General features: G+C 69.2%; 21 protein-coding genes. 13 read left to right on the forward strand and 8 right to left on the reverse strand.

Annotated features, from left to right (window positions below; translation table 11 throughout):
* Window positions 1-6: 6 nt before the first annotated feature.
* Window positions 7-993: a GDP-mannose 4,6-dehydratase gene (locus tag B7R21_RS04320; protein ID WP_116282019.1), complete on the reverse strand. Its 987-nt coding sequence runs from the start codon at window positions 991-993 to the stop codon at window positions 7-9.
* Between the two features lie 74 nt (window positions 994-1067).
* On the opposite strand from B7R21_RS04320, the gene B7R21_RS04325 reads away from it, so the two are divergent.
* From B7R21_RS04325 to B7R21_RS04350, 6 genes are all read left to right on the forward strand, one after another.
* Window positions 1068-2996 (forward strand): glycosyltransferase, encoded by a 1929-nt coding sequence (locus tag B7R21_RS04325; protein WP_147305798.1) that lies wholly within the window; start codon window positions 1068-1070, stop codon window positions 2994-2996.
* Between the two features lie 197 nt (window positions 2997-3193).
* The gene (locus B7R21_RS04330; RefSeq protein ID WP_172592047.1) at window positions 3194-4957 is read left to right on the forward strand and encodes a DUF4012 domain-containing protein; all 1764 of its coding nucleotides are present in this window, start codon (window positions 3194-3196) and stop codon (window positions 4955-4957) included.
* Between the two features lie 9 nt (window positions 4958-4966).
* A complete protein-coding gene (locus B7R21_RS04335) occupies window positions 4967-5560 on the forward strand; it encodes a GtrA family protein (RefSeq protein ID WP_253259629.1) in 594 nt (197 codons plus the stop codon).
* Window positions 5557-7002 carry a glycosyltransferase gene (locus B7R21_RS04340; protein WP_116282022.1) on the forward strand — a complete coding sequence of 482 codons (1446 nt, stop codon included), beginning with the start codon at window positions 5557-5559 and terminating at the stop codon, window positions 7000-7002. The genes B7R21_RS04335 and B7R21_RS04340 overlap by 4 nt, the downstream gene beginning before the upstream one ends.
* A 94-nt stretch (window positions 7003-7096) precedes the next feature.
* Window positions 7097-8041: an ABC transporter permease gene (locus B7R21_RS04345; RefSeq protein ID WP_116282023.1), complete on the forward strand. Its 945-nt coding sequence runs from the start codon at window positions 7097-7099 to the stop codon at window positions 8039-8041.
* Window positions 8041-8808: an ABC transporter ATP-binding protein gene (locus B7R21_RS04350; protein ID WP_116282024.1), complete on the forward strand. Its 768-nt coding sequence runs from the start codon at window positions 8041-8043 to the stop codon at window positions 8806-8808. Before B7R21_RS04345 ends, B7R21_RS04350 begins: the two co-directional genes overlap by 1 nt.
* Before the next feature lie 48 nt (window positions 8809-8856).
* Here the strand turns inward: B7R21_RS04350 and B7R21_RS19970 are convergent, their stop codons facing one another.
* From B7R21_RS19970 to B7R21_RS04360, 3 genes are all read right to left on the reverse strand, one after another.
* Window positions 8857-9804 (reverse strand): FkbM family methyltransferase, encoded by a 948-nt coding sequence (locus B7R21_RS19970; protein WP_172592048.1) that lies wholly within the window; start codon window positions 9802-9804, stop codon window positions 8857-8859.
* Between the two features lie 68 nt (window positions 9805-9872).
* Window positions 9873-11258 carry an O-antigen ligase family protein gene (locus B7R21_RS19975; protein ID WP_172592049.1) on the reverse strand — a complete coding sequence of 462 codons (1386 nt, stop codon included), beginning with the start codon at window positions 11256-11258 and terminating at the stop codon, window positions 9873-9875.
* Between the two features lie 95 nt (window positions 11259-11353).
* Complete coding sequence (locus B7R21_RS04360; RefSeq protein WP_116282227.1) at window positions 11354-12538, reverse strand: acyl-CoA dehydrogenase family protein; 1185 nt, start codon at window positions 12536-12538, stop codon at window positions 11354-11356.
* 134 nt (window positions 12539-12672) lie between these two features.
* Here B7R21_RS04360 and manA point away from each other — a divergent pair, with 134 nt between their 5' ends.
* Window positions 12673-13944 carry a mannose-6-phosphate isomerase, class I gene (gene manA / locus B7R21_RS04365; RefSeq protein ID WP_116282025.1) on the forward strand — a complete coding sequence of 424 codons (1272 nt, stop codon included), beginning with the start codon at window positions 12673-12675 and terminating at the stop codon, window positions 13942-13944.
* A 70-nt stretch (window positions 13945-14014) separates the two neighbouring features.
* Here manA and B7R21_RS04370 read toward each other — a convergent pair whose 3' ends face one another.
* Window positions 14015-14977: a GlxA family transcriptional regulator gene (locus B7R21_RS04370; RefSeq protein WP_116282026.1), complete on the reverse strand. Its 963-nt coding sequence runs from the start codon at window positions 14975-14977 to the stop codon at window positions 14015-14017.
* A gap of 226 nt (window positions 14978-15203) precedes the next feature.
* Between B7R21_RS04370 and B7R21_RS19980 the strand changes: the two genes are divergently transcribed.
* The 3 genes from B7R21_RS19980 to B7R21_RS04385 all read left to right on the forward strand — a co-directional run bounded on the left by B7R21_RS19980 (window position 15204) and on the right by B7R21_RS04385 (window position 20293).
* Window positions 15204-15620 (forward strand): WhiB family transcriptional regulator, encoded by a 417-nt coding sequence (locus tag B7R21_RS19980; RefSeq protein WP_116282027.1) that lies wholly within the window; start codon window positions 15204-15206, stop codon window positions 15618-15620.
* A 133-nt stretch (window positions 15621-15753) separates the two neighbouring features.
* Complete coding sequence (locus B7R21_RS04380; protein ID WP_116282028.1) at window positions 15754-18870, forward strand: glycosyltransferase family 2 protein; 3117 nt, start codon at window positions 15754-15756, stop codon at window positions 18868-18870.
* The gene (locus tag B7R21_RS04385; RefSeq protein ID WP_116282029.1) at window positions 18860-20293 is read left to right on the forward strand and encodes a DUF5719 family protein; all 1434 of its coding nucleotides are present in this window, start codon (window positions 18860-18862) and stop codon (window positions 20291-20293) included. Before B7R21_RS04380 ends, B7R21_RS04385 begins: the two co-directional genes overlap by 11 nt.
* A 29-nt stretch (window positions 20294-20322) precedes the next feature.
* On the opposite strand, the gene B7R21_RS04390 is transcribed toward B7R21_RS04385, so the two are convergent.
* Entirely contained in the window at window positions 20323-20763 is a 441-nt protein-coding gene (locus B7R21_RS04390; RefSeq protein WP_116282030.1) for a metallopeptidase family protein, read from the reverse strand.
* 61 nt (window positions 20764-20824) lie between these two features.
* On the opposite strand from B7R21_RS04390, the gene B7R21_RS04395 reads away from it, so the two are divergent.
* Window positions 20825-21037: a DUF3499 family protein gene (locus B7R21_RS04395; RefSeq protein WP_116282031.1), complete on the forward strand. Its 213-nt coding sequence runs from the start codon at window positions 20825-20827 to the stop codon at window positions 21035-21037.
* Window positions 21038-21099: 62 nt separating this feature from the next.
* The gene (gene ahcY / locus B7R21_RS04400) at window positions 21100-22617 is read left to right on the forward strand and encodes an adenosylhomocysteinase (protein ID WP_116282032.1); all 1518 of its coding nucleotides are present in this window, start codon (window positions 21100-21102) and stop codon (window positions 22615-22617) included.
* Between the two features lie 169 nt (window positions 22618-22786).
* On the opposite strand, the gene B7R21_RS04405 is transcribed toward ahcY, so the two are convergent.
* On the reverse strand, window positions 22787-23650 hold the full coding sequence (locus tag B7R21_RS04405) for an RDD family protein (protein ID WP_116282033.1): 864 nt from the start codon (window positions 23648-23650) through the stop codon (window positions 22787-22789).
* Window positions 23651-23667: 17 nt separating this feature from the next.
* On the opposite strand from B7R21_RS04405, the gene B7R21_RS04410 reads away from it, so the two are divergent.
* The gene (locus B7R21_RS04410) at window positions 23668-24663 is read left to right on the forward strand and encodes a stage II sporulation protein M (RefSeq protein ID WP_116282034.1); all 996 of its coding nucleotides are present in this window, start codon (window positions 23668-23670) and stop codon (window positions 24661-24663) included.
* A 92-nt stretch (window positions 24664-24755) separates the two neighbouring features.
* Here the strand turns inward: B7R21_RS04410 and B7R21_RS04415 are convergent, their stop codons facing one another.
* Window positions 24756-26063: a DUF58 domain-containing protein gene (locus B7R21_RS04415; RefSeq protein WP_116282035.1), complete on the reverse strand. Its 1308-nt coding sequence runs from the start codon at window positions 26061-26063 to the stop codon at window positions 24756-24758.
* Between the last annotated feature and the right edge of the window lie 31 nt (window positions 26064-26094).

Consider the following 26094-nt stretch of genomic DNA (forward strand, 5'->3'; position numbering starts at 1 on the left):
TTCGGCCTACAGCCCGGCGAGGGCTTTTTGCTCGACGACGTCGTTCTCGACCATCATCGTGACGAGCTCCTCGAAGCCGACTTTGGGCTTCCAGCCGAGCTTCGACTCCGCCTTGGCGCTCGACCCGATGAGCAGGTCGACCTCCGCCGGGCGCATGAATTCGGGGTTCTGCACGACGTACTTCTCCCAGTCGGAGATGCCGACGACGCTGAAGGCCTTCTCGAGCAGCTCCTTGATGGAGTGCGTCTCGCCGGTGGAGATGACGTAGTCGTCGGCCTCCTCCTGCTGGAGCATCAGCCACATCGCCTCGACGTAGTCGCCGGCGAAGCCCCAGTCGCGACGCGCGTCGAGGTTGCCGAGGACGATGTTCTCCTGAAGGCCGAGCGAGATGCGGGCGACGGCCTGCGACACCTTGCGGGTGACGAACTCCGGGCCGCGACGGGGCGACTCGTGGTTGAACAGCACGCCGGAGGAGGCGTGCATGCCGTACGACTCGCGGTAGTTGATGGTCATGTAGTGGCCGAAGACCTTGGCGACGCCGTAGGGCGAGCGCGGCCAGAGGAGGGTGTCCTCATCCTGCGGCACCTGCTGCACCTTGCCGAACATCTCGCTGGAGGAGGCCTGGTAGAAGCGCACCTTGCGGGGATCGTCGCCCGAGTAGAGACGAACGGCCTCGAGCGCGTTCAGCACACCCTTCGCGGTGACCTCGGTGGTGAGAGAGGCGTTCTCCCACGAGTACGCGACGAACGAGATGGCGCCGAGGTTGTAGAACTCGTCGGGCTTCGACGCCTCGAGGGCACGGATCAGGCTCGACAGGTCGGTGAGGTCACCGGTGAGCACCTTGATGCCGGGCAGCGTCGCCTCGACCAGGGCGCGCTTGGGGTTGTTCTGGCCCCGGATGAGGCCGTACACCTCGTACCCCTTCGACAGGAGGAGTTCTCCGAGGTAGAGGCCGTCCTGGCCGGTGATTCCGGTGATGAGAGCGCGGGGCATGTTTCCTCGTTGTTCGTTCGGGGGGCGTCTCGGACAGCTCATAGTAGCGTCGCCGAGTCATCGACTAGTATTCCATGGTGCACCCAGACCCCGAGGCAGGCAGGCCGCCCTCCGGCGGCAGATCGGTGCCTGTGGGCACCCAGACCGCGGCTGTGGATGCCCGGCTGCGGCAGATCGCACCGCACCTCGGCCTCTCCTCCGGCCCGGCCGATCCTCTGGCGGGCTGGACCCACCCGGCCGGCGAACTGGCCGCGGCGGTGGCCCGGGCCGTACGTATCTCTCTGAACGATGCCGATGTCTGGCTGGCGATCGTGGGGTTCACCGCGACCTTCCCGACGCTCGACGAGCACGCATCTGTGCGCCGGGCGCTGGCGCTGGCAGACCCCGGCGACGCCTTCGGGGTGCTCACCGCCCTGCTCGATGCGCTGGCACCGATCATCCGCCGCACCCTCCTGCCGGAGGCCGAGATCGAGATCGTCACCGACACGGTGATCGTCGATGCGAACTTCAGCGGGCGGAGCGATCACAACACCGGCGTGCAGCGGGTACTGCGGGAGACCGTCTCCCGGTGGTACCCCCGGCGCGAGCTGACTCTCGCCTGCTGGAACGAGCGCGGAACCGGGATGCGGCACCTCGTCGGCCACGAGATCGACCGTGTTCTCGACTGGGCCACCCACTCGAGCCTCTCCGCGGGGGAGCGGGCCGCCCTGCACGCCGCATCGGAGGCGTCGGCCGAGCACCGGGCCGCGCGCAGTGTCATCCTGGTTCCGCTGGGCTCGGTGATCGTCGAGATCGAGGTCTCCCAGCTCGAGACCGCCGCGCCGCTCGCGGCTCTCGCGGCCGTCTCGGGCAACAGGGTCGCGGTCGTCGGGCACGACGCGATCCCGATCGTGAGCGCCCAGAGCCAGCCCACGGGGGAGATCGAGCGCTTCGCCCGGTTCCTCACGGTGGTGAAGCACTCGAGTCGGGTGGCGGGCGTGAGCGCATCGGCGGCCACCGAGTACAGCGGCTTCGTCGATGCGGTTCGCGCGCAGGGTGTCGAGGGGCCGAGCGTCGTCGCCGTGCCGCTGGCGATGAACCCGCCCACCGCTGCCGCGCGGGCGGTGGCGCTCGAGCCTGCCGACGGCTCCGCGGCAGATCCCACCGAGCTGCCGCTGGTGCTCGTCGTCGGCAGCCAGGAGCCGCGCAAGAACCACAGTCCCATCGTGTTCGCGGCCGGGAGGCTGTGGGCCGAGGGCATCCGTTTCCGCATCCGGTTCATCGGTGGAGGCAGCGGGCCGGGCATCGCCAAGCTCGACCGTGAGGTTCGGGCGGTCGGTCAGCTCGGTCTCGGCGTCGAGGTGCTGAGGGATGCGAGCGATACTGTGCTGCTCGACTCCTACCGGGAGGCCCGCTTCACCGTGTTCCCCTCCCTCCACGAGGGGTTCGGTCTGCCCGTGGCCGAGTCCCTCGCCCTCGGCGTGCCGGTGATCACCTCGAACCACGGCAGCCTCGCGGAGATGGCGGAGGGCGGCGGCTGCCTCACGGTCGACCCCCGCGACGACGAGGCGATCGAGAATGCGATGAGGACGCTGCTCGTCGAGCAGGAGCTCTACGAGCGGTTGCGGCAGCAGGCGGTGTCGCGCACCTTCCGCACCTGGAACGAGTATGCCGCCGAGCTCTGGCGGCTCCTGGTCGAGCCGGTGCAGCAGCAGCTCACTGCCGCTGCGGCGGCTCTGGATGATGCAGTCGCTCTGGATGCGGGCGCCACCGCCTGGCAGCCAGAGACCGCCAACACCTCCGAGGCCTCACCGGCCGCGCTGCAGCTCGCCCTCGCGGGCTGGTTCCACGCGGTGCGGGCCGAACTCGCCGCCGAGAAGGCCCGGCAGAACTCCCCGGCTGCCAAGGTGCGGAAGGTGGGCGCGCTCGCGAAGTTCTTCGTGGCCCGCTCCCGCGAGATGGGTGTCGCACCCGCCACGCGCGCCGCGGTGAAGATCGTCAGGCGCCGTCTCATTCGAGGCTGATTCCCCGGTTCGGCTTGCTACAGTGGGGCATTCGCGGGGGGAGCCGGTGCACTGCGCCCGAATCCACGCCCGCTGTGACCCCGCCAGCCGAGCACCAGGAGTGACCCATCACCGCATCTCTCGCGCCCTCCGCGCCGGGTGAGCGCCGTTCCCGGCGTCGCCGGAAGTGGTCGACCCGCCGCCGTGTCGTGGCCGTCGTGCTCATCGTCCTGATCAGCCTCATCGTGGCGCTCGCCTGCATCGGCGGCTGGGTCGCCTACCAGGCCGTGCAGGCGAAGGACTCCCTCGAGCGGGCCCAGGGCACGGTCTCGACGCTACAGACGCAACTGACCTCCGTCGACGTGACGAAGCTGGATGTCTCGGCGCTGACCGCTTCGGCCGACTCCTTCGCCTCCGACGTGAGCGAGGCGCGCCAGCACACCAACGACCCGATGTTCAAGCTGGCCGAGAAGGTGCCGATGGTCGGGCCGAACCTCACTGCCGTGCGCCAGCTCACCGACTCGCTCGACCAGCTCAGCACCGACGCGCTGCTGCCGATCGTCGATTTCGGCAAGACCCTGACCCCCGCAGCGCTGAAGCCCGTCAACGGGGCGTTCAATGTCGAGCTGCTGAGAAACGGCGACACCGCCCTCGCCAATGCCGACACGGCGATCACCGCCGCCAGCGCGAGCCTTGCCTCCATCGACACGACCGACACCGTCGGCCAGATCGGTTCGGCCAAGACCACCCTCACCTCCGCGCTCGGCAAGGCGCAGGATCAGATCGTGAAGGCTCGCGGCACGCTGTCGACGGCTGAGGGCATCCTCGGCATGAACGGACCCCGGCACTATGTGCTGGCGTTTTTGAACAATGCCGAGTCGACCGGCCTCGGCGGTGGCCCCGCTTCGCTCTCCATGCTCACGGTCGACAACGGGGCGTTCGCGATCACCGACCAGGCCTCGAGCCGTGACTTCCCGCAGACCGACGGTCCGGTCATCCCGGTCGACGCCGGCCTCCGGGGAATCTACGGCCAGGGCATCAACGAGACGCTCAACTGGTCGACCAGCCGGCCGGACTTCCCGACCGCGGGCAACCTGATCAAGTCGTGGTGGGAGAAGTACCGGGGCGGAACCGTCGACGGCGTCGTCTCCATCGACCCGATCGCCCTCTCCGACATGCTCGCCGTGACGGGCCCGGTGAAACTGCAGTCCGGTGAGGAGATCAACGCGGACAATGCTGTCTCGCTCCTGTTGCACGACATCTACCTGCGTTTCGAACCCTCGGAGATCCAGTCGGGCACCGACGCCTTCTTCAAGGAGGCCGCGACGACCATCTTCAGCGGCATCACGTCGACCTCCGCCGCACCCGATGCGCTGATCACCGGGGTCAACAAGGCCATCGATGCCGGCGACCTGATGGCGTGGAGCGCGAACGCCGACGAGCAGAAGCTGCTCACGGGCACGAAGATCTCGGGCGTGATGCCCACGGACAACGCGAAGTCCACGCTGACCGGCACGTTCTTCCGGGACGTGACGGTGTCGAAGACCGACTACTGGCTCGAGACAGCCGTGAACCTGCAGACCGATGTGTGCACCAACCCGAACAACCCCACGTTCACCCAGACGGTCACGCTGCACTCGACGATCACCAAGCAGGAGGCCTCGACGATCGCTCCCTTCATCGTCGGCGACAACTTCGGCGGGCGGAAGTTCAGCACCGAGGTCTACGGCTACGGACCCGTCGGGGCCGCCATCACCGACACCCAGGTGGGCGACTCGAGCGTGGGTGGTTCCGCGAGATCCTCCTCCGAGGATCTCGGCCGACCGGTCGGGCGTGCCATCGTCGACCTGGCCCCGGGGGAGACGAACACGGTCACCTTCACCTACGCCGGCGCGGCAGGCTCCTATGGTGCACCTGCCCTCCAGACCACGCCCATGATCAACGCCACCGCGGCCACGATCGACGCGGCCGGTTGCAAGTAGGATGTGCGAGTGACTGAGCCCACTACGACCCAGACGGCTCCCCGGGGCAGGATCGCCCGCCTGGCCCATGCCTTCTGGGACAAACTGCTGCGCTACGCGCTGAAGTTCGGCGTCGTGGGCGGCATCGGCTTCGTCGTCGACTTCGCCATCTTCAACTGGTTGCGGGTCGGCGGTCTGGGCGCTGAGCACTTCCTCTCCGGCCCCATCGGCGCCAAAGTCGCGGCCGTCGCTGTGGCGACCATCGTCACCTGGTTCGGCAACCGCTACTGGACGTTCCGGGAGCACCGCCGCAAGAACTACGTGCGCGAACTGCTGGAGTTCGCCGTCGTGGCGGTCTCGGGCCTGCTGATCAACCTGCTCTGCCTGTGGGTCTCGCACTATGTGCTCGGCTTCACCTCGCTGCTCGCCGACAACATCTCGGGCAACTTCATCGGTACCGCTCTCGCGACGCTGTTCCGGTTCATGCTCTACCGCTACTGGGTGTTCGGGCACCACCGCTCCGGCACCGTCGTGGGCGCTGAGGAGCAGGCCCAGGCGGGAGCCTCGGCCCTCTTCGAGAGCGACGAGCTCGCAGCGGCCGACGCCCGCTCGAAGAAGCCGTGAGCACCGCCGCCCTCCTCGGTCGCCTCGATGCGCTCGCCGAAGCGATCGGCGCCACCGTGGCGGTCACAGGGGTCCCTGCCTACCTCGACGCGGTCTCCGAGGTCGTCGGTACCGATACCGAACTGCTCTGGCTGGCGCACACGGCGATCAGCGGGGAGTTCCCCGAGTCGCCCACCTTCGAGGACTTCCGCCGGGCTGCACGCCTCACGGGCACGCGCCAGGCCCTGGATGCCGTGGTGACCCGTGCCGGCCGGAGGCTGGCACCCCACCGCGGCATCGCCATCCGGATCGTGCAGCACGCGGTCGTCGTCGATGTGCACCACACCGCCCGGACGGGCCTCGCCACGGGCATCCAACGGGTGGTGCGCCAGACGATCGTGGAGTGGTCGAAGCAGCGCGAGATCGAGCTGGTGGGCTGGGATGCCCGCTACCTGGGCCTTCGCGCACTCACCGCCCCCGAGCGGCAGAACGCGCTGTACGGATCGGTTCCCGACATCCCGAAGTCCCGGGAGCGGGTGCTGACGATCCCGTTCCGGTGCACCTACATCCTTCCGGAGCTCGCGATCGAAGACGACCGCACCTCCCGCCTGTCGTGCTTCGCCGAGTTCTCGGGCAACACCACCAACGTCATCGGATTCGACTGCGTGCCGCTCACCTCGTCGGAGACGGTCGGCGGCGGAATGTCGGCCGCCTTCGCGAAGAATCTCGCGGCCATCGCGCACTTCGACCGCATCTCCACCATCTCGCGCGCTGCGGCGACGGAATACGGGGGCTGGCGGCGGATGCTCGCCGGGGCCGGACTCCGGGGGCCCGAGATCGAGCCCCTGCTGCTGCCGAGCGTCGCCGAGGAGGTCTCCCCGGCCGACTTCGAGCGCGCCCGCGCCGAGCTCTTCCGGGGCGACGCCCCCCTCGTGGTGTGCGTCGGCAGCCACGAACCGCGGAAGAACCACCTCGCCGTTCTCGCCGCCGCCGAGCGGCTCTGGCGGGACGGTGTGCGCTTCCAGCTGGTCTTCATCGGAGGCAACGGGTGGCACGGGGTGGAGTTCAAGGCCGTGCTGGCCCGGCTCGCCGCAGCCGGCCGGCCCGTCAGGGCGATCTCCGCCATCTCGGATCCGCTCCTCTGGAGCGCCTACCGGCTGGCGCGGGTGACCGTGTTCCCGTCGCTGAACGAAGGCTTCGGGCTGCCCGTCGGGGAGTCTCTCTCGGCAGGCACCCCGGTGGTCACGAGCGACTACGGAAGCATGAAGGAGATCGCCTCGGGCGGCGGCGCCATCTTCGTCGACCCCCGCGACGATGACGACGTCTGGCGCGGAATCAGGGCCGGACTCCTCGACGACGAGCTGCACGCACGCCTGGTCGCCGAGACGACGCACCTCTCCGGCCGCGGCTGGTCGGACTATGCCGACGAGCTCTGGGACTTCTTCGTACACACACCGGCCTGACCGGCCCTTTCCCCGGCCGGGCAACGCCCAGCCCCGAACGCGTAGTATTTACCGGTGGGATGCGCCTGACATCCTGCGGTACTCGAGGAGATGTATGGCAACCCAAGCCGAAGCGAGGGCTCTGCGGCTGTCTGAGCTGCCCTTCGAAACGTCGGTCAACGCCGGCCCCAAGTACGTCGGCGGGTTCTTCACGGCCATCAGGGAGATCGCCTCCCACCGGGAGCTGCTCGATCTCCTCATCCGGCGCGAGTTGAAGTCGCGGTACAAGGACTCCTCGCTCGGCTTCCTCTGGAGCCTGATCAAGCCGCTCGTGCAGCTGCTCATCTACTACGTGTTCATCGGCCAGGTGCTGGGCGCCGCCAAGGGCGTCGCCGACTTCGCCATCTTCGTCTTCGCGGGCCTCACTCTCTGGGGTCTCTACAGCGAGACCATCGCCACCGGCACGGCATCGATCGTCTCGAACGGCGGACTGATCAAGAAGGTCTACCTGCCGCGGGAGATCTTCCCCCTGGCCGCCACCGGGTCTGCCATCTTCAACTTCCTGGTGCAGATGGTGGTGCTGCTCGCGGCGATCGTGCTGCTCGGGCAGTTCCCGATCTCGCTCAACCTCCTCTACGTGCCTGCTGCCTTCGTGATCGTGCTCATCTGGGGCGTGGCGTTCGCCGTGCTGCTGTCGGCGCTGAACGTGTACCTCCGCGACATCCAGTACCTGGTCGAGGTGGTGATGCTGTTGCTCTTCTGGGCCTCGCCGATCGTCTACTCGTGGGGCTTCGTCGTCGCCGCAGTCAAGAACCACACCTGGTTGCTCGAGGTGTACCTGCTGAATCCGATCTCCCTGAGCATCCTCGCGTTCCAGCGCGGGCTCTGGCAGGCCGGCAGCCAGACGCGGGTGCTCGAAGGCAGAGAGGTTCCCCCGCAGGACTGGCCCGCCTACATGGACCTCCGTCTCGCCGCCGCCGCCGTCGTGGGCCTCATCGTTCTGTTCATCGCCCAGCGCATCTTCTCCCGCCTGCAGGGCAACTTCGCCCAGGAGATCTGATGCCGTCACAATCCGACCCCCGCGTGCTCGCCAAAGCCCCCACCGTCGTTCGGGCCACCGATGTCTCGAAGCGCTTCGTCATCCGCAAGGAGAAGTCGCTGAAGGAACGCATCGTCAACTTCGGCCGGTCGCAGAAGCACAAAGACGACTTCTGGGCCCTCCGCAACGTGTCCTTCGAGATCAAGGCCGGCACGACGATCGGCCTCGTCGGGGCCAATGGATCGGGTAAGAGCACGCTGCTGAAGGTGCTCGGTGGAATCATCCAGCCGAACGACGGCACCGTCGAACGCCGCGGCCGGCTCGCCGCGCTTTTGGAGCTCGGTGCGGGATTCCACCCCGACCTCACCGGCCGGGAGAACGTGTACCTGAACAGCTCGATCCTCGGGCTCAGCCGAAAGCAGACCGACGAGTACTTCCAGTCGATCGTCGACTTCAGCGAGATCGAGGAGTTCATCGACACGCAGGTGAAGTTCTACTCCTCGGGTATGTACGTGCGGCTGGCCTTCGCCATCGCGGTGCACGTCGACCCCGACATCCTCCTGGTCGACGAGGTGCTGGCGGTCGGTGACGAGCCGTTCCAGGCGAAGTGCATGAGCAAGATCCGCCAGTTCCAGGCCGAGGGCCGCACGATCATCCTGGTGAGCCACTCAGCGGGCCAGATCGAGGACCTCTGCGACCGTGTCGTTGTGCTCTCGCACGGCAACGTGGTGTTCGACGGAGATGCTGCCGGTGGGCTGCTGGCGCTTCGCGAGTCGTTCGAGCACTGAGCCCCGCCCGGCGCGACCGGCGCGACCGGGCTCTTCCGTGCGGGTGCGTCAGCTGCGATGCAGGCGGGAGCGCACCCCGCGGAGCGGCTTCGTGACCCGCCAGGAGAGCGTCTGCTGCAGGTCGGCGACCAGCTGGCCGAGTTCTGCCTCGTGCTGGCGGCTCTGGGCGAGCTCCGCCTCGACGGTTCCGACCCGGGCGGCGGCCGCTGCCCCGCGCGTCGCCTCGTCGTGCAGGCGTTCCGCCGTCGTCGCCAGCTCGGCGCGTGCCTCGGCGAGGTCGTTCTGCAGATCCAACTGCCGGATCGGCGTGTAGGCGTCGAGGATGCCCGCCGGGTACTCGAGATCGGCCTTCAGCTCCGCGGCACGCTCCGACGCCACGTAGAAGCGCGACAGCCCGTCGAAGAAGCAGAACTCGTAGCCGGCCTGCTCGACGATGCCGCTCCAGCCCTCATGCACCCGCTTGGTGCTCATCGGAGCCGTGGCCTCGATCACCAGCACCCAGGGGCGGAAACGGGTGAAGTCGAGGGAGGCGAGCACCTGGGCTTCGGCGCCCTCGGTGTCGATGCTCAGAAAGTGCAGGTCGCGCTCGGCCAGGCCGGCCTGCTCGATCGCGTGGTCGAGCGAGATGACGGGCACCTCGATGTCCCGCACCGAGAAGCCCGACTGCGCGTGGTCGGCGCTGATGCCGTCGATCAGTGTCGAGAGGCCCGTGCCCTCGATGAGGTGCAGCTGCATCGTCTCATCGGTGCTGTCGCTGGCGACGGCCTCGAAGACGGTGTCCCGCGGGCGTTCCGCCCGGAAGGCCGCCGCATACGTAGGATTCGGCTCGACCGCGATGCCCGACCAGCCCGCGTCGTAGAACTTCCGCGTGACCGAGTCGTCGGTCGGATCGTTCGCGCCGACATCGAGGTACACGCCCCCCTCGATGTGCCCGAGGGCCCTCCACAGCACGATGTCCTCGCCGTTCTGGGCGAATGACACGTTGAGATCTGGCACGGGAGTCCTTTCCGACGGCGGGCAACACTGAACGCCGCCATCCGACCCTAGCGGTTTGCGCCTCGGTGTCAGCGGAGCGCGCGCGGGGAAGGCCCGAGAGGCAGCGGGTCGAGTTTGACCTTCGTGGCCAGCAGCACGAGCAGCAGGAAGTTGCCCTCGATGAGCAGCCGGCTCTCGGTGAGGCTCTGGATCACCAGCGCCGTGAGCAGCAACAGCGGCAGCAGGGAGATGGCCTGGAACGGTGTCGGTGCTCCGACCACGGGCGGCGGGGGGTCGACGGCCATCCACCAGGAACGCACCGTCGTGGCGGCGATCAGGCAGCCGAACACGAACAGGCCGACGACGCCGAGTTGCAGGAAGATGTCGATCCACGCGTTGTGCGCCTGCAGGTACACCGTGCCGTCCTGCACGATCAGGTTCTTGAAGGGCTCGACCCAGGGCGCCCAATAGCTGATCCAGCCCCAGCCGCCCCAGGGATGCTGCCACGCGAGATCGATGACCGTGTCCCAGATCGCGAGCCGGCCGGTGAGGTTGTCGCTCCGGCCGATGAGGGGGAAGAAGGCGTCGGCCAGACGGATGCTCAGAACGGCGAGGATCAGCACCCCGGCGATGCCGAACGGGTAGACGATCAACCGCCTCTGAATCGGCACGCGGCGGATGAGGAGGGCAACCACCAGCACGAAACCGACAGCGATCGTCGCCATCAGCACGGTCGCCGACCGGGTCAGCCCGTGTTCGAGCAGGGCAAGCGCGATCCAGACGGCCGAGGACACCGGTCGCCTGGTCTTCTCCACCCACTCGATCGCGAAGACGATCAGGGCGAGCAGAACGAGGAAGGCGAGCAGATTGCGGTTGCCCACGATGCCCTGGATCGGGCCGCCCACCAGCAGCGAGGAGGTGCTCCACTGGTAGTCGTCGGGCACACCCCTGCCGCCGGAGAACAGCCAGAGGGCCCGCAGATCGCCCTGCACGAAGAGCGCGGTGAAGAGCTCGAAGACGATCGAGAGGCCGAGCAGCCACCGGAGGGCCGTGCCGAGCGCCCGGAGGATCTCGAACCACGAGAGCGTGATGGCGACGAACACCCCCGCCACGGCCGTCATGAGCTCCGCCGTTGCGCCCAGGGCGGTCGCGCCGGTGTACTGCGACCAGGCGATGCTGGCCGCAGAGAGCACGAGGAGGGCGGCGAGCGGCTTGGAGTACCGCATCCACGGAACCGCCCGGGCACGGACCGTCCGCACCAGCACGACACCGCTCGCCACGGAGAGCGCGGTGACGAGCACGATGAACGCCGGCCAGCCGAGCAGGCTCTGCCAGGCATCCGCTCCCAGCGCGGTGAAGAGCACGAACCCGGCGAGTCGGATGCGGCCGACCGGCGAGGGTGCCGGGTCGCCGACGACCGGCACCCGGTGGGCGGGTACTCCCTGCAGGGGATCGGTTCGGGGCGTCGAGGTCATCAGGCCCCAAGGTTAGCCAGCGGCCTCCCGGCAAACTCCTGAGAAAGAGGCCGTCCGGCCTCAATCGTTACCAGGCCGTCACCTGAACCCGGCCGTCACACGAAGGCGGCGAACCCGGTGATCTTCCGGCCGACGATCAGCGTGTTCATCTCGCGCGTGCCCTCGTAGGAGTAGAGCGCCTCCGCGTCGGCGAAGTGCCGGGCCACGTCGTACTCGAGCACGATCCCGTTGCCGCCGAGGGCCTCGCGGCACCACGCCACCGTCTCGCGCATGCGCGACGTCGCATAGGCCTTGGCGAGGGCCGAGTGCTCGTCGCGCTGGGTGTCGGCATCCAGCATCTTCGACACCTGCACGACCATGCCGAGGCTCGCCGTGATGTTGCCGAGGCTCTTCACGAGAAGGTCCTGCACGAGTTGGTGCGATCCGATCGGCTTGCCGAACTGCACCCGCTGCTTCGTGTAGCGCACGGCAGCGTCGTAGGCGCCGATCGAGTTGCCGACCGCGGCCCAGGCCACCTCTGCGCGGGTCAGGCGCAGCACGGCCGCCGTGTCGCGGAAGCTGTTGCCGTTCTGCAGGCGCATCGACTCGGGCACCCGCACGTTCTCCAGGGTGATGTCGGCGTTCTGCACGATGCGGAGCGACTGCTTGCCCTCGATCTTCGTGGCGGTGTAGCCGGGGGTGTCGGTCTTCACGATGAAGCCCTTGACCTGGCCGTCCTCGGCCGACTTCGCCCAGATGATCGTGATGTCGCTGAAGGTGGCGTTGCCGATCCAGCGCTTCGAGCCGTTCAGGATCCAGTCGCCCGTGGATTCGTCGCGCGTCGCGACCGTTCGGAGCCCCTGGGCCGAGTCGGATCCCGAGTCGGGCTCGGTCAGCCCGAATGCCCCGACGATGTCGCCCTTCGCCATCTGCGGCAGCCACTCGGCCTTCTGCTCCTCGGAGCCGGCGACGCTGATCGACCCCATGGCGAGTCCGTTGTGCACACCCACGTGGGTGGCAACCGACGCGTCGATGCGCGCCAACTCGAGGGCGACGAAACCGCGGAAGACGGCAGAGTTCTCGAACGTTCTCGTCTCCTTCCACGCGAATTCGTAGAGTCCGAGCTCGGCGAGCCGCTTGATGACCTGGTGCGGGAACTCCGCCTTCTCCCAGAGGTCGTTCACGATCGGCTTGACCTCGGCCTCGAGATACTCGCGGAGGGCCGCGAGGCGCTCCTTCTCCTCGTCGCTCAGGGCGTCGGAGTAGCCGAAGAAGTCGCTGGCCAGAGGCTCGAAAGTCATCGTGTGATCATCCATTCGTGTTCATCGTGCAGAGTCCACTTCACCGTGGAATCAGCCGCCAGCCTACGTCGGAGCATGGCGCCGGCAAACCCAGTTGGTAGTTTGGTCCAACACCTGAGTCGGAAGGCCACGCCATGTTCGTCCCCATCTCCAACACCCCCCGCGACTATGCCTGGGGTTCGGCGAGTGCGATCAGCGACCTCCTGGGCACGAAGCCGACGGGCCGACCCGAGGCCGAGCTCTGGCTCGGCGCGCATCCGTCGTCGCCGAGCGTGATCGACGAGCCCGCCCTGGCCGACGGGGCCACGAACCTCGCAGAGTGGATCGCGGACGACCCGCACGGGTCCTCCGGAGCCCACGGCCAGCTGCCCTACCTGCTGAAGATCCTCGCCGCCGGTGGGCCGCTCTCGCTGCAGGCGCACCCGACGCTCGGGCGCGCCAAGGAGGGTTTCGCCCGCGAGAATGCTGCTGGAGTGCCCCTCGACGCGCCGAACCGCAACTACAAGGACCCGCTGCACAAGCCCGAGGTCATCTATGCGCTGAGTGACACGTTCGAGGCGCTCTGCGGCTTTCGTCCGCTCGGGGAGATCCGCGCCATCGTCGCGGAGCTGCAGGCAGCCGATGCCGCGTCGGTCGTTCCCGAACCCGAACTCCTGGGCGCCCTCGTCTCGCGCCTCGGCGGTGACACGGCCGAGGCGCTCGAGACCAGTGTGGAGTGGCTGCTGTCGGGCAGCGGTGAGGTGGCGGCCCTCGTCGACCACGTGACCGCGCTGGCCGGGAGTCTTCGGAGTGAGGCGTTCGGCCCGGCGTTCTCGACGGTGCGGGAGCTCGCTTCGGACTACCCGGGCGACCCCGGGGTCGTGCTCTCTCTCCTGCTGAACCGCGTCACCCTGAGGCGCGGCGAGGCGCTGTTCCTGCCGGCCGGCAACATCCACGCCTACCTCAGGGGGCTCGGGGTGGAACTGATGGCGGCCTCGGACAACGTGCTCCGCGGCGGGCTGACGCCGAAGTACATCGACGTTCCCGAGCTGCTCGGAGTGCTGCAGTTCGAGTCGCTCCCGGTGCCCTATCTCCGGCCGGAGCATCCGTCGGCCGGGGTGGAGGAGTTCCAGCCCGACGTGACCGACTTCGTGCTCGTGCGGGTCGCGCTCGGCGACCAGGCCTCTGCCGTGAGCGCGGCGGACGGGGGAGACCCTGCTCCGGATGACCGTCCCGGGCTCTCCCGCTACCTGCCGCTCGGGCCGGCCATCGTGATCGCCACCGCCGGAAGCGTCACCGTGTCGTCGGCCGGGGGAAGCGTCGACGTCGCCCTGGGGGCGGCGTTCTACGTCACCCCCGACGAGGGCGAACTCACGTTCACCGGCTCGGGCGAGCTGTTCCTCGCGGCTCCCGGCGCCCGCGCCTAGCGGCTCGGCCGCCGCTGGCCGCAGGCGGTCCGACACGCAGGCAGCCGGCCGGCGGGCACCGGGTACGCGGTCAGGCGGGTTGGCGTGCGAGCTGCCCGAAGGTGCGCCGGTAGGCCGCGGGGGTGGTGCGCAGCACCTTCACGAAGTGGTGCCGCATGACGGCCGCCGACCCGAAACCGGTCTCGGCGGCGACCCGGTCGAGGCCGAGGTCCGACTCCTCGAGAAGCAGTTGGGCCCGGAGGAGCCGCTGCCGGTTCAGCCATGCCGCCGGTGTGGTGCCGAGGTCTGCCCGGAACCGCCTTGCGAAGGTGCGGGGTGACATGAGGGCCCGGCGCGCGAGCTCCTCCACCGGCAGCTCCTGGTCGAGGTTGTCGATCATCCACTCGGTCACGGCCGCGAAGGAGTCGCTCCGCACGGGCGGCACGGGCGCGGCGATGTACTGGGACTGCCCGCCGGAGCGCTGCGGGGGCACGACCATCCGCCGGGCGACGACATTGGCGCTCGCGGCGCCGAGCTCGGTGCGCACGAGATGCAGGCACGCGTCGATGCCCGCAGCGGTTCCGGCTCCCGTGATGACGCGGCGGTCCTCGACGAAGAGCACGTCGGGATCGACGGCGGTGCCGGGGTGTTCCCGCGCGAGGCGTTCGGCGTGCATCCAGTGCGTCGTCGCGGCCCGGCCCTCGAGGATGCCCGCCGCGGCCAGCACGAAGGCGCCGCTGCAGACGCTCAGGATCCACGCGCCACGCGCCTCGGCCTCCCGCAGCACCCTCACGACCCCGGGGTGCACCGGATCGCCGATCGCATGCGCTGCCACCGCGATCAGGTCGGCGTCGGCGCAGCACTCCAGCCCCTCGGAGATGACCATGTCGTAGCCCAGGCTGGTGGGAACGGGGCCGGGTTCGGGGGTCGCGATGTGGAAGTCGAAGCTCGGGCCACCCATATCGCTGCGGTCGATGCCGAACACCTCGCACACCACGCCGAACTCGAACGGGGCGACGTGCGGCAGCGCGAGCAGAACGATCTTCTGGAGCATGACGGCAGCTTATCGACACCCGAGCAGATCGTGCCACCCTGCCTGTCGAGGTTGTCGGCTGACGCCCGAAGTGGGGCCAGACACGCTGGGCGCGGCGAACCTTTAATCCAGAGTTGAGGGTTTACGATCTGCGACTTGACGTGAGCGAACTACACCGGTGTAATTATGGCTAGGGGTTTTCGGCAAGACTCGGCAGGTCGGGGTCTGTCAGAAAGGAGAGCGTGATATGTCGCAAGCAGAGTTCCGCTCAGAACAGACCAGCAGTGCGCCAGCGGGCAGCGCACCGGCCACCGGAGCCTCCGCGGCGTCGTTCGGCGCGCTGAGGCGGCCGAGCGGGGTGCCCGACGACTGGTTCGTCGACCCGGTCCTCCTCGGCGTTCCCGGCGTGCGGCAGGTCGACGGCAATCCTTACGTCGACGACAACCCCCTGGCCTGGCAGACCGATTCGCTCTGCGCGCAGACCGATCCCGAGGCCTTCTTTCCCGAGAAGGGCGGATCGACCAGGGATGCGAAGCGCATCTGCCAGACCTGCGAGGTCAAGTCCCAGTGCCTCGAGTACGCCCTGCAGAACGACGAACGCTTCGGCATCTGGGGCGGCCTCTCCGAGCGCGAGCGGCGTAAGCTCCGCAAGCAGGCCGGGTAGCGGCACAGCTGGCGCATGGCCCGCCGTGCGCCTCCCAGCCAACCAGCAGGGCCTGCACAGGCTCGAGGCCTATTTTCGGGGCGCGCCGGTCAGGCAACGGGCCAGAGTCACGCCCATCCCTAGTGTCTAAGGGATGCAAGCCCGAGTCACTGCCATTCTTGTCGCCCACAACGGGGCCGACCGGCTTCCGCGCACCCTGGATGCGCTGAGAGGCCAGACCCGGCAGCCCGATTCCCTGGTGGTCGTGGATGTCGCATCCAGCGACGACTCGGCAGCCCTCCTCACGGCGATGCAGCCGAACGGCTTCCTCTCCTCCTCCACCCGACTCTCTTTCGGCACCGCCATCTCGCACGCGCTCGGCGTGGTCAGCCCGCCGCAGTCCGAAGACGAGTGGCTCTGGCTGCTCGCACACGACAGTGCTCCCGCTCCGGATGCTCTCGCCGCCCTTCTGGGGGCGGTCGAGGTGAATCCCTCCGTGGCAGCGGCGGGCCCGAAGCAGATGGAGTGGGACAACCCTTCGTTCATTGCCGGGTTCGGGGAGTCCATCACCCGTTTCGGCGCCAGCGTGCAACTGGTCGAACGCGAACTCGACCAGGCCCAGCACGACCGGATGAGCGACGTTCTCGGCGTCGGAGCCGCCGGTCTGCTGGTGCGGCACAGCGTCTGGAACGAGCTCGGCGGGTTCGACCCCGCGCTGCCGACCGCCGACAACGCCCTCGACTTCTCGATCCGCGTGCGTCTTGCGGGGCACCGCGTGATCACGGTGCCCGACGCGCGGGTCTCGACGAGCGGCGACGGCTACAGCGGTCCCGGGACCTCCGCGAAGGGCGGCGAGCGCCGTCACCGCCAGGCCGTCCGCCGCGCGGCCCAGCTGCACCGCCGGCTCGTCTACGCGCCGACGTTCGCTGTGCTGTTCCACTGGCTGAGCCTCGTGCCGCTCGCCGTCGCCCGCACCTTCTTCCAGCTGCTCCGCAAACAGCCGGGTGCGGTCGCCGGCGAGTTCGCGGCAGCTTTCCGCACGGCATTCAGCGGCCGGGTGGGTGAAGCCCGGCGGAGGATCCGTTCCACCCGGAAAGTGGGCTGGAACGCCATCAACCCCCTGCGGATCGCCAGCGCTGAAGTGCGCCGTCGCAACGCGCTCCTCCGGGAACTCGCGCTCTCCCGCGCGCGCGGTGCCCGCGGCGCCCATGAGGAGCTCCAGTTCTTCACCGGCGGCGGCGCTGCGATCGTGGTCGTGGCCGCGGTTGTCAGCGCTGTGCTGTTCTTCCCGCTGTTCCGCGCGCAGGCGCTCGTCGGCGGGTCGTTCCTGCCGCTCTCCGGCACCCCCGGGGGCCTCTGGGCGAACATCGGCTACGGCTGGCGTGATCTCGGCCTCGGCTTCGTGGGGTCATCCGACCCCCTCACCTACCTGCTCTCGATCTTCGGGTCGATCACGTTCTGGTCGCCCTCGATCGCCCTCGTCGTGCTGTACCTCCTCGCACTGCCGCTGGCCGCCCTGGCGGCCTGGTTCTGCGCGGCGAAACTGACCACCCGTCAGGGCCTCCGGGTCTTCGCAGCGATCCTCTGGACCATCGCACCGCCGTTCCTCGCCTCGCTCGACTCCGGTGCGCTCGGTGCGATCCTCGCCCATCTGCTGCTGCCCTGGCTGATTCTGGCCGCCCTCTCGGCGGCGCGTTCCTGGTCGGCGTCGGCGATCGCCTCGCTCCTCTTCGCCGCGACCGTGGCCGCCGCGCCGTCGCTCTGGCCCGCGCTCCTCGTGCTCTGGCTCGGTGCGGTGCTGTTCTCGCGGCGCGCCGTCGCGAGGTACATCGGCATCCCTGTCCCGGCCCTCGTGCTCGTGCTTCCCCTGGCCGTCGAACAGTTCATGCGCGGCACGCCGCTCGCCTTCTTCGCGGACCCCGGCACCCCGGCGGCCCACGGGTCGGTGAGCCTTCTCGACCTGTTGATCGGCCTGCCGGAGTCGGGTATCGGTGGCTGGTCGGACATCGGATCGACCGTGGGCATCGATTCCCCGACTGTCGAACTCGTGGCCGCCATACTGCTGCTTCCGCTCGCACTCATCGCTCTCGTCGCTCTCTTCCTGCCGCGACCCGGGCGTGCGGTCGTCGGCGTGGCTGTCGCGATCGTCGGCTTCGCGACCGCGTTCGCGTCGACGCTTGTCACGGTGGCATCGAACGGCCAGGATTCCGTCTCGGTCTGGCCCGCTCCCGGGCAGAGCCTCTACTGGCTCGGAATCGTCGGCGCCGCCGTGGCCGGGCTCTCGACGTTCACGCGCCTCGCGAGCATCCCCTCCGTCATCGCCGCCCTGGCCATCGCGGTGCTCGCGGTGCCTCTCGCCACCTCGATGCTGTTCGGTACGAGTTCGGTGCGGGCCTCGACGGGCGACGCCCTGCCGGCCTTCGTGACGGCAGAGGCGGCGGGCAACCCCCGCGTGGGCACGCTCGTGCTCACGCCGCTCGCCTCGGGAGCCCTGGCCGCGGCTGTCGTGCACGGCAGCGGTTCGACGCTCGATGCACAGTCGACGCTCGACTCCACGCGCACCGGGCTGAGTGCCAGCGAAGCGCAGCTCGCCGATCTCGTCGGAAACCTCGCCTCGCGAAGCGGCACCGACGCCAGCGTCGAACTCGCCCGCCTCGGCGTCGAATTCGTCGTGCTGTCGCCAGCGACAGGCACCCTCTCCGCTGACGGTGCTGCGGCATCCCCGACCGCGGAGGCTGCGGCGGTCGTCGTGCGTGCCGCGAGCTCCTTCGACGCCAACGCGTCGCTCACCCCGATCGGGCAGACCTTCGCCGGTGAGCTCTGGCAGATCACCGGCACCCCCGGGTTCTCGGCGCTGCCGGCCCCGGAGCCGACGAATACCGGCACCTCCACAGGGCTCCTCATCCTGATCGTGCAGGCGATCGTCTTCGGCCTGGTGCTGCTGCTGGCACTGCCCGCGGGTCGCCTGGAGGCCCACGGCCCTCGCGCTGTCACGGCAGTCGACGATGTGCCCGAACCGGTGTTCATCGACGAAGAGGAGCTCGACCGGGTCGAAACCGAGCGTGTCGAAGCCGAGCGGGTCGAAACCGAGCGTGCCCGGCACGACGACGAGCTCGTGTTGGCGTCGGGACAGGCTGCGCAGGATGAGTCTGCCGCCGCATCATCCGCCGCATCTTCCGCATCCGCCACCCCGTCACCTTCCGCAGGATCGCCGTCGCCGACTCCGCCCCCCAGCCCCTCGACTTCCTCGGAGGTGAACCGTGGCGAGTAAGTCGTCCGTCTTCCGCACCGGTCTTCGCATCGTGACCAGCGTCGTCGTCGTCGCAGCCGGCGTCGCCGCCGTCACCGCTGCGGCAACCGTGCCCTGGCCCTCGGTGAGCACCGGGGTTCCGAGCGTCACCGTCACCCCCGTGGCATCCGACCAGACCCGCGCCTGCCCTGGCCCCTTCGTGACCGTGCCGACCGACGCCGGGGGCGGCTCGTCGAGCCTCGCGTCCCCGGGCGGCGGCTTCGCGATCTGGACCGGCAGTACCCCCTCCGGCACCTCCGTGACCACCACCGACCTGGCCGCGCCCGACTCACCCGGTTCCGACGCGAAGCCGCAGAAGCTGACCGCCCCGGGCGGCGACGGCATCCTCATCGCGGGCAGCCAGTCCGAGCAGCAGTTCACCGGCGGTGAGCTCATCGGGCTCGCCACCTCGGCCTGCGCGGAGCCGGTGGCCGACAGCTGGCTCGCCGCAGGATCCACGACCACGGGACGCTCGAGCGTGATCGTGCTCAGCAACCCCACGGATGTCGCGGCCACCGTGAACCTCGCGATCTTCAGCGAGGCGGGCGCCGTGCCCGCTCCCGGCGCGAGCGGCATCGTGGTTCCCGCGAACACGCAGAAGTCGCTCACGCTCGCAGGCCTCGCGCCCGATGCCCTCTCGCCGGTCATCCACGTGACCGCCACCGGCGGACAGGTCTACGCCACGCTGCAGCAGAGCATCGTGCGGAGCCTCGACCCGGGCGGCGTGGACCTCGCAGGCCCGACCGAGGCCCCATCGACCAGCCACACCATCGCCGGCATGCAGATCGTCAGCACGAGCGCCATCGCCGAGCGCGCGGCCGATCCGGCCTCGAGCGACCTGCCGGCGGCTCTCCGGGTCTACGTGCCCGGCTCCGCGGGCGCTGCCGTCGCGGTGACCTTCAAGAGCGAGACGCTCGGTGTTCCCGACGTGACGGCGAGCTACAGCGCCCTCGCCGGGGTCGTCACCGATTTTCCCTTCCCGTCGCTGCCCGACGACACCTACAGCGTCACCGTGACCAGTGACCAGCCGGTCGTGGTCGGGTCGCGTTCGTCGGTGGTCAGCGGCGGAACCGACTTCGCCTGGTACCCGGCGAGCCCGGCGATCGGCGGCACGTTCCTCTTCGCAACGACCGTGGGGCCGAACCCGATCCTCATGCTCGCGAACTCGCAGGGCACCGACGCCGCGGTGACCCTCACCCCCGCCGGCGGCGCTCCGGTCACCGCCACGGTGTCGGGCAACTCGGCCTCTGGCATCCCGCTCCAGACGTCGACCACCTACACGGTGACGACGAGCGTTCCGCTCTCGGCCGGGGTCGGCTACCTCGGTGACGGCCTGATCTCGGCCTACGCGATCAGCCCGCCGAGCCCGCTGGCGTCACCGATCACGGTGTACCCCGGCGGCTGAGCCGGTCGGCCGGGCGTACGGCCCGGGGGCTAGAAGTGCCGGTACCTGTCGGGTGCCAGGTCCCAGGGGTCTTTGCCGAGCAACTCGGCCACGGCCCGGAACACGCAGCTCTCGATCACCATCCGTTTGTGCAGCTCATCGTCGCGGTGCAGCTTCGACATGCGCTGGATCGGCAGGCGGAACAGGATGATGCGCCGCCCGATCACGCTCCACCGGGCCACGGGCGCGCCCTCGACGGGCATCCCGAGCGGAATCGCGCCGATCTCGAACCGCACGTCGGCGAGCTCGTCGGGCCAGACGCCCTTGAGGTAGTCGGCCGTGGAGGCGACCGTCATCTCGAACAGGTCGATGCGGGTGCGGAGCGGGGGAAGGTGCGGGCCGGTGACAGACGAGCGCAGGGTTCGGCCGTGGCGGTTGCGGAACCGTGCCGAGGAGGTCTTCGCTGAACCGGAGCGCCGTGAACGTGGCATGCACCAAGCTTACGGCGCGGCACCCGGGGGCCGGGGCATCCGGCGACGTACTCTGGCAGAGATGAACACCAGAACCTGCTCGCGTGCGGCCTGCGAGAGTGAACCCGTCTCGACCCTGACCTACGTCTATGCGGACTCGATGGCGGTGCTCGGCCCGCTGAGCCTCGAACACGAGCCGGGCAGCTACGACCTCTGCGTGCGGCACACCCGGTCCATGTCCGCGCCGAAGGGCTGGCAGGTCGTGCGGTACGTCTCGGTGGGCAACGAGTACTGAGCGTGTGACCCGCGTTGTCAAGTCATCGGGCTGCGTGCAGGTGCGCGCGCGATAATGGGAGCATGACTTCTGCTCCCACCATTGCGCCTGGTGCGCCCGTCGCCGCTTCGCCCGCCGTCACCGCGCTTCCGTTCAAGGTCCGCGACCTCACGCTCGCCGAGTCCGGCCGCCACCAGATCCGCCTCGCCGAGAACGAGATGCCCGGGCTGATGGCGCTCCGTTCGGAGTTCGCCGAATCCCAGCCACTGGCCGGCGCCCGCATCATGGGGTCGCTTCACATGACCGTGCAGACCGCTGTTCTGATCGAGACCCTCGTCGATCTGGGTGCGCAGGTGCGCTGGGTGAGCTGCAACATCTTCTCGACGCAGGATGAGGCGGCCGCCGCCATCGTCGTCGGCCGCACGGGCACGCCCGATGCACCCGCCGGCGTGCCGGTCTTCGCGTGGAAGGGCGAGACCCTCGAGGAGTACTGGTGGTGCACCGACCAGGCCTTCGACTGGAGCGCCGAGGCAGCCGCTCTCGGAGCTTCCTTCACCGGGCCCAACATGATCCTCGACGACGGCGGTGACGCGACGATGCTCGTGCACAAGGGTCGCGAGTTCGAGCTGGCGGGCGCGGTTCCGGATGCCCAGCCGACCGATTCGTACGAATACACCGTCGTGCTCGACCTCCTGCGCCGCTCGCTCACTTCGTCGACCGACCGGTGGGGCACGATCGCCGACGAGATCGGCGGGGTCACCGAAGAGACCACCACCGGTGTGCACCGCCTCTACGAACTCGCCGCTGCGGGCGACCTGCGGTTTCCCGCCATCAACGTGAACGACTCGGTCACGAAGTCGAAGTTCGACAACAAATACGGCATCCGCCACTCCCTGCCCGACGGCCTCAACCGTGCCACCGATGTGCTGATCGGCGGCAAGGTCGTCTTCGTCGTCGGCTACGGCGACGTCGGCAAGGGCGCCGCCGAGGCCCTCAAGGGCCAGGGTGCGCGCGTGATCGTCAGCGAGATCGATCCGATCAACGCCCTGCAGGCCGCGATGGACGGCTTCCAGGTCGCCCGCATCGAGACGGTGCTCGACCAGGTCGACATCTTCGTGACCACCACCGGCAACCAGCACGTCATCACCGTCGACCACATCCTCGGCATGAAGCACCTCGCGATCGTCTCGAACGTCGGCCACTTCGACGACGAGATCGACATCGCGGGCCTCGAACGTGTCGCCGGCGCCGAGAAGGTCGAGATCAAGCCGCAGGTGCACGAGTGGCGCCTGCCGACCGGCCGCTCGGTGCTCGTTCTGTCGGAGGGTCGCCTGATGAACCTCGGCAACGCCACCGGCCACCCCAGCTTCGTGATGAGCAACTCGTTCACGAACCAGGTGCTCGCGCAGATCGAGCTGTTCGTCCGCCCCGAGAACTACCCCGTCGGCGTCTACGTGCTGCCGAAGATCCTCGACGAGAAGGTCGCGCGCCTGCACCTCGACGCCCTCGGTGTGGAGCTCACAGAACTCACCCCCGCGCAGGCCGCCTACATCGGTGTGCCCGTCGATGGCCCTTACAAGGTGGATCACTACCGCTACTGATCGCCGGGGGGGTCGCCCCGCCCTTGACGTGAAAGAGGAGGAGAGCCCCGCAGCGTGCCCATGGCACTCAATGGGGCTCTCCTCCTCTTTTGTGCAGTAGTGGTGTGGTGCGAAGGTCAGCGACGCTTCGTTGTTGCCCTGACGTTGGCCACGAACGCGGCCGTGCCGCTCAGCGGTCGGGGAACCCGTGCGGGCTGCCCGTCAGGGCCGGTGCGAGCCGCTCGAGCCGCGACGCCTCGAGGGCGAGAGAACGCGCCTCGCGCTCCCGGCGGAGTGCCGCGATGCCGAGCAACAGCACCTCGGGCGGCACCGGGGGCACGGGCGAGACGAACGGGGCCGCCTCGGCGGCAAGAGCCGCAGCGTGGCGGGCGCGGGCATCCGGAACCATCCGCGGCGACTCCGCGAGGAACTGCGCGATGCGCCGGGAGAGCCGGTCGGGCAGGCGCGCCACGTCGGCGACGGACGCCCAGGTAGCGAGCCCGGGCGGAACCGGCTGCGCATGCGACACGAGGTGCGGCACCCGCTCGTGCTGGCTGTAGGTTCCGGCGAGCAGGTCCCCGAGCCGCTTCGCGCGCGGGTTCAGCAGCGAGACCAGGATCGCCAGGCCGCCGAACGTGCCGTAGATCTCGAGCACGCCGGTCAGCGAGCGGATGAGGGCGTGCCGGAGCGAGATGGATCCGCCGTCGTCCCGCACCACCCGCGCACCGATCACCAGCTTTCCGACCGAACGGCCGTGCGTCAGCGTCTCGACTACGGTCGGCACCACCACGACGGCGAAGACGACGCTCGACAGGATGATCGCCTGCGAGATCGCATCGTCCGCCCGCGTCGCCGCCTGCCAGATGCTCGTGAGCAGACCCGCCAGCACAACCAGCAGCACTGAGATCAGCACGTCGATCAGGGTGCCAGCGGCCCGCAGGATGAAGCTTGCGGGGCGCACGTCGAGCGCCACGGCCTCGCCGGTGACGAGAACCTCGTCGTCGTAGTCGAGCGAGTTCGCCCGGGCGACGGGGCGGAGGATCGGCGCTGCCATGGCTATTATCTAAGCAGATGGACCTCGACGCCTACACTGCCGCCCATCGAGCCGACTGGGATCGCCTCGATGACCTCGGGCGACGCCGCGCATACTCGGGGCCCGAGGCCGACGAGCTGATCGAGCGGTACCAGTCCGGTGCAACCGACCTGTCCGCTCTGAAGACGGCCGCCGGATCCACCGTCGCGGGCGACCGGCTCTCGGTCTCGTTGTCCCGGGCGCGGCTCCGTTTCACCGCGTCCTCCGGCAACGCCCTCAGGCAGCTGCCGGCATTCTTCGCACTGCAGCTGCCCGCAGCGCTCTACCGGCTGCGCTGGATCGTGCTCACCGTCGCCCTCGTGACCGTCGTCGTCAGCTCCCTCTACGCGATCTGGGCGCTGAACGACCCGCGGGTGCTGGCGAACTTCGGCAGCGACGCCGACCTGCGGAAGATCGCCGAGCAGGACTTCGTGGACTACTACTCCGAGAACCCGTCTGCCTCGTTCACCGGCCAGGTCTGGACCAACAATGCCTGGCTCGCAGCCCAGTGCGTGGCATTCGGCATCGTGGGAGTCTATGTTCCCTATCTGCTGCTGCAGAACGCCCTGAACCTGGGGGTGAATGCCGCGGTGCTGTTCCACTTCGGGCATGCCGACGTGTTCTTCCAGTACATCCTGCCGCACGGGATGCTCGAACTCACAGCGATCTTCGTGGCCGCTGCCGCGGGCCTCCGCATCTTCTGGGCCTGGATCGCGCCGGGCGGAAGAACCCGCGCCCAGGCGCTCGCTGCCGACGGCCGCGCCCTGTTCACGGTCGCGATCGGGCTGGTGTTCGTGCTCCTCGTCTCCGGCATCATCGAGGGTTTCGTGACACCCTCACCGCTGCCGTGGCCCGTCAAACTGGCGATCGGTGCGATGGCACTCGCGGCCTTCCTCTTCTACATGATCCGGGTCGGCGGGCGCGCCCACCGCGCAGGCGAGACCGGCGACCTCGAGGAGTTCGACAGGGGCGCCCAGCGCCTCGTCGCAACCTGAGCCCTCCCTGAGGAGCACCCGCACGACTCGCGCCGCACGACGCCGCCCGCTGCCGCCCACCCCGCAGTGCGCCGCGCGCGGCCCCCAGCAGCTCAGAGCCGCCCGGCGGCCTTCAGCGCGAGGTACCGGTCGGCCACCGCCGGCGGGAGGTCGGCAGGCGAGCCTGTCACCACGTCCGCACCCTGCTGGCGGGCCGCGGCCGACACCCGCGCGACATCCAGAAGCGCGCGCTCCGCGGCTGCAGCCGTGTACGTCTGTTCGAGGTCGGCCCGCTGCCCCACCCGTTCGAACGTGCCGTGGTCGGTGACCGACGCGACCAGCACGGTGTGCCGCTGGGTCAGCTGCGGCAGCACGGAGAGGAGGCCCCGCGAGGATCCGGGCGTCTCGAGCGAGGTCAGCAACACCACGAGGGCGCGCTGGTTCGTGATCTCGCGCACGCGCGCCGGAACCGCCGACCAGTCCGTCTCGAGCAACTCAGGATCGACAGAGGCGAGAGCATCGACCATCCGCGAGAGCAGCTCCGCCCCCGTCTGGCCCTGCACCCGGGCACGCACCCGGCGATCCCACGCGATGACATCGATGCGGTCTCCGGCGCGGCTCGCCAACGCCGCCAGCAGCAGCGCGGCCTCGAAGGCCGTGTCGAGCCTCGGTTCGTCGTCGATCCGGGCGGCACTGGTCCGCCCGGAGTCGATCACGATCACCACCCGACGGTCGCGTTCGGGTCGCCAGGTGCGCACCACGAGTTCATCGCGTCGGGCCGTTGCGCGCCAGTCGATCGAACGCACGTCGTCGCCGCGCACGTACTCCCGCAGCGAGTCGAACTCGGTTCCCTGCCCTCGGATCATCACGCTGGTGCGACCGTCCAGTTCCCTCAGCCGGGCGAGGCGGCTGGGCAGGTGCCGCCGCGAATGGAAGGGCGGCAGAACGCGGATCCGCCCCGGTGCAGTGATGTTCGCCTGCCGCGCCCAGAGCCCCAGCGGACCGAACGAACGGATGGCCACCTCCTCGACGCGGCGTTCACCCCGTCGGAACGGGCGGAGCTCAGAGCCCACCATCCGCCGCTCGCCGGCCGGAAGGTGCACGGCGAAACGTGTGGTCACTGCGCCGGCCGAGGGCTGCCAGGCATCGCGCACCGTTCCGCGGAGGGCACGCCGACCGCTGTTCGTCAGGTACAGGTCGCTCCTCGCCGGTTGCCCGAGCCGCACCCGCAGAGGCAGATCGCGTTCGATGCCCACGCGCCGCGGGGAGCCCGCCAACAGGAGGTCGACGATGCCGAGCAGCACAGCAAGCGCAAGCCATCCGCCGAGCGCCTCGAACGCGAGCCCGTAGGCCTGCCCGAGCAGCACGACCGGCACGGCGCCGAGCGCGAGCAGCAGCACGAACCGCCCCGAGACGGCCATCAGCGACGCCCGCCCCTCGGACGGAGCGACT

It is taken from the genome of Subtercola boreus (genome assembly GCF_003399625.1).
Classification (GTDB): domain Bacteria; phylum Actinomycetota; class Actinomycetes; order Actinomycetales; family Microbacteriaceae; genus Subtercola; species Subtercola boreus_C.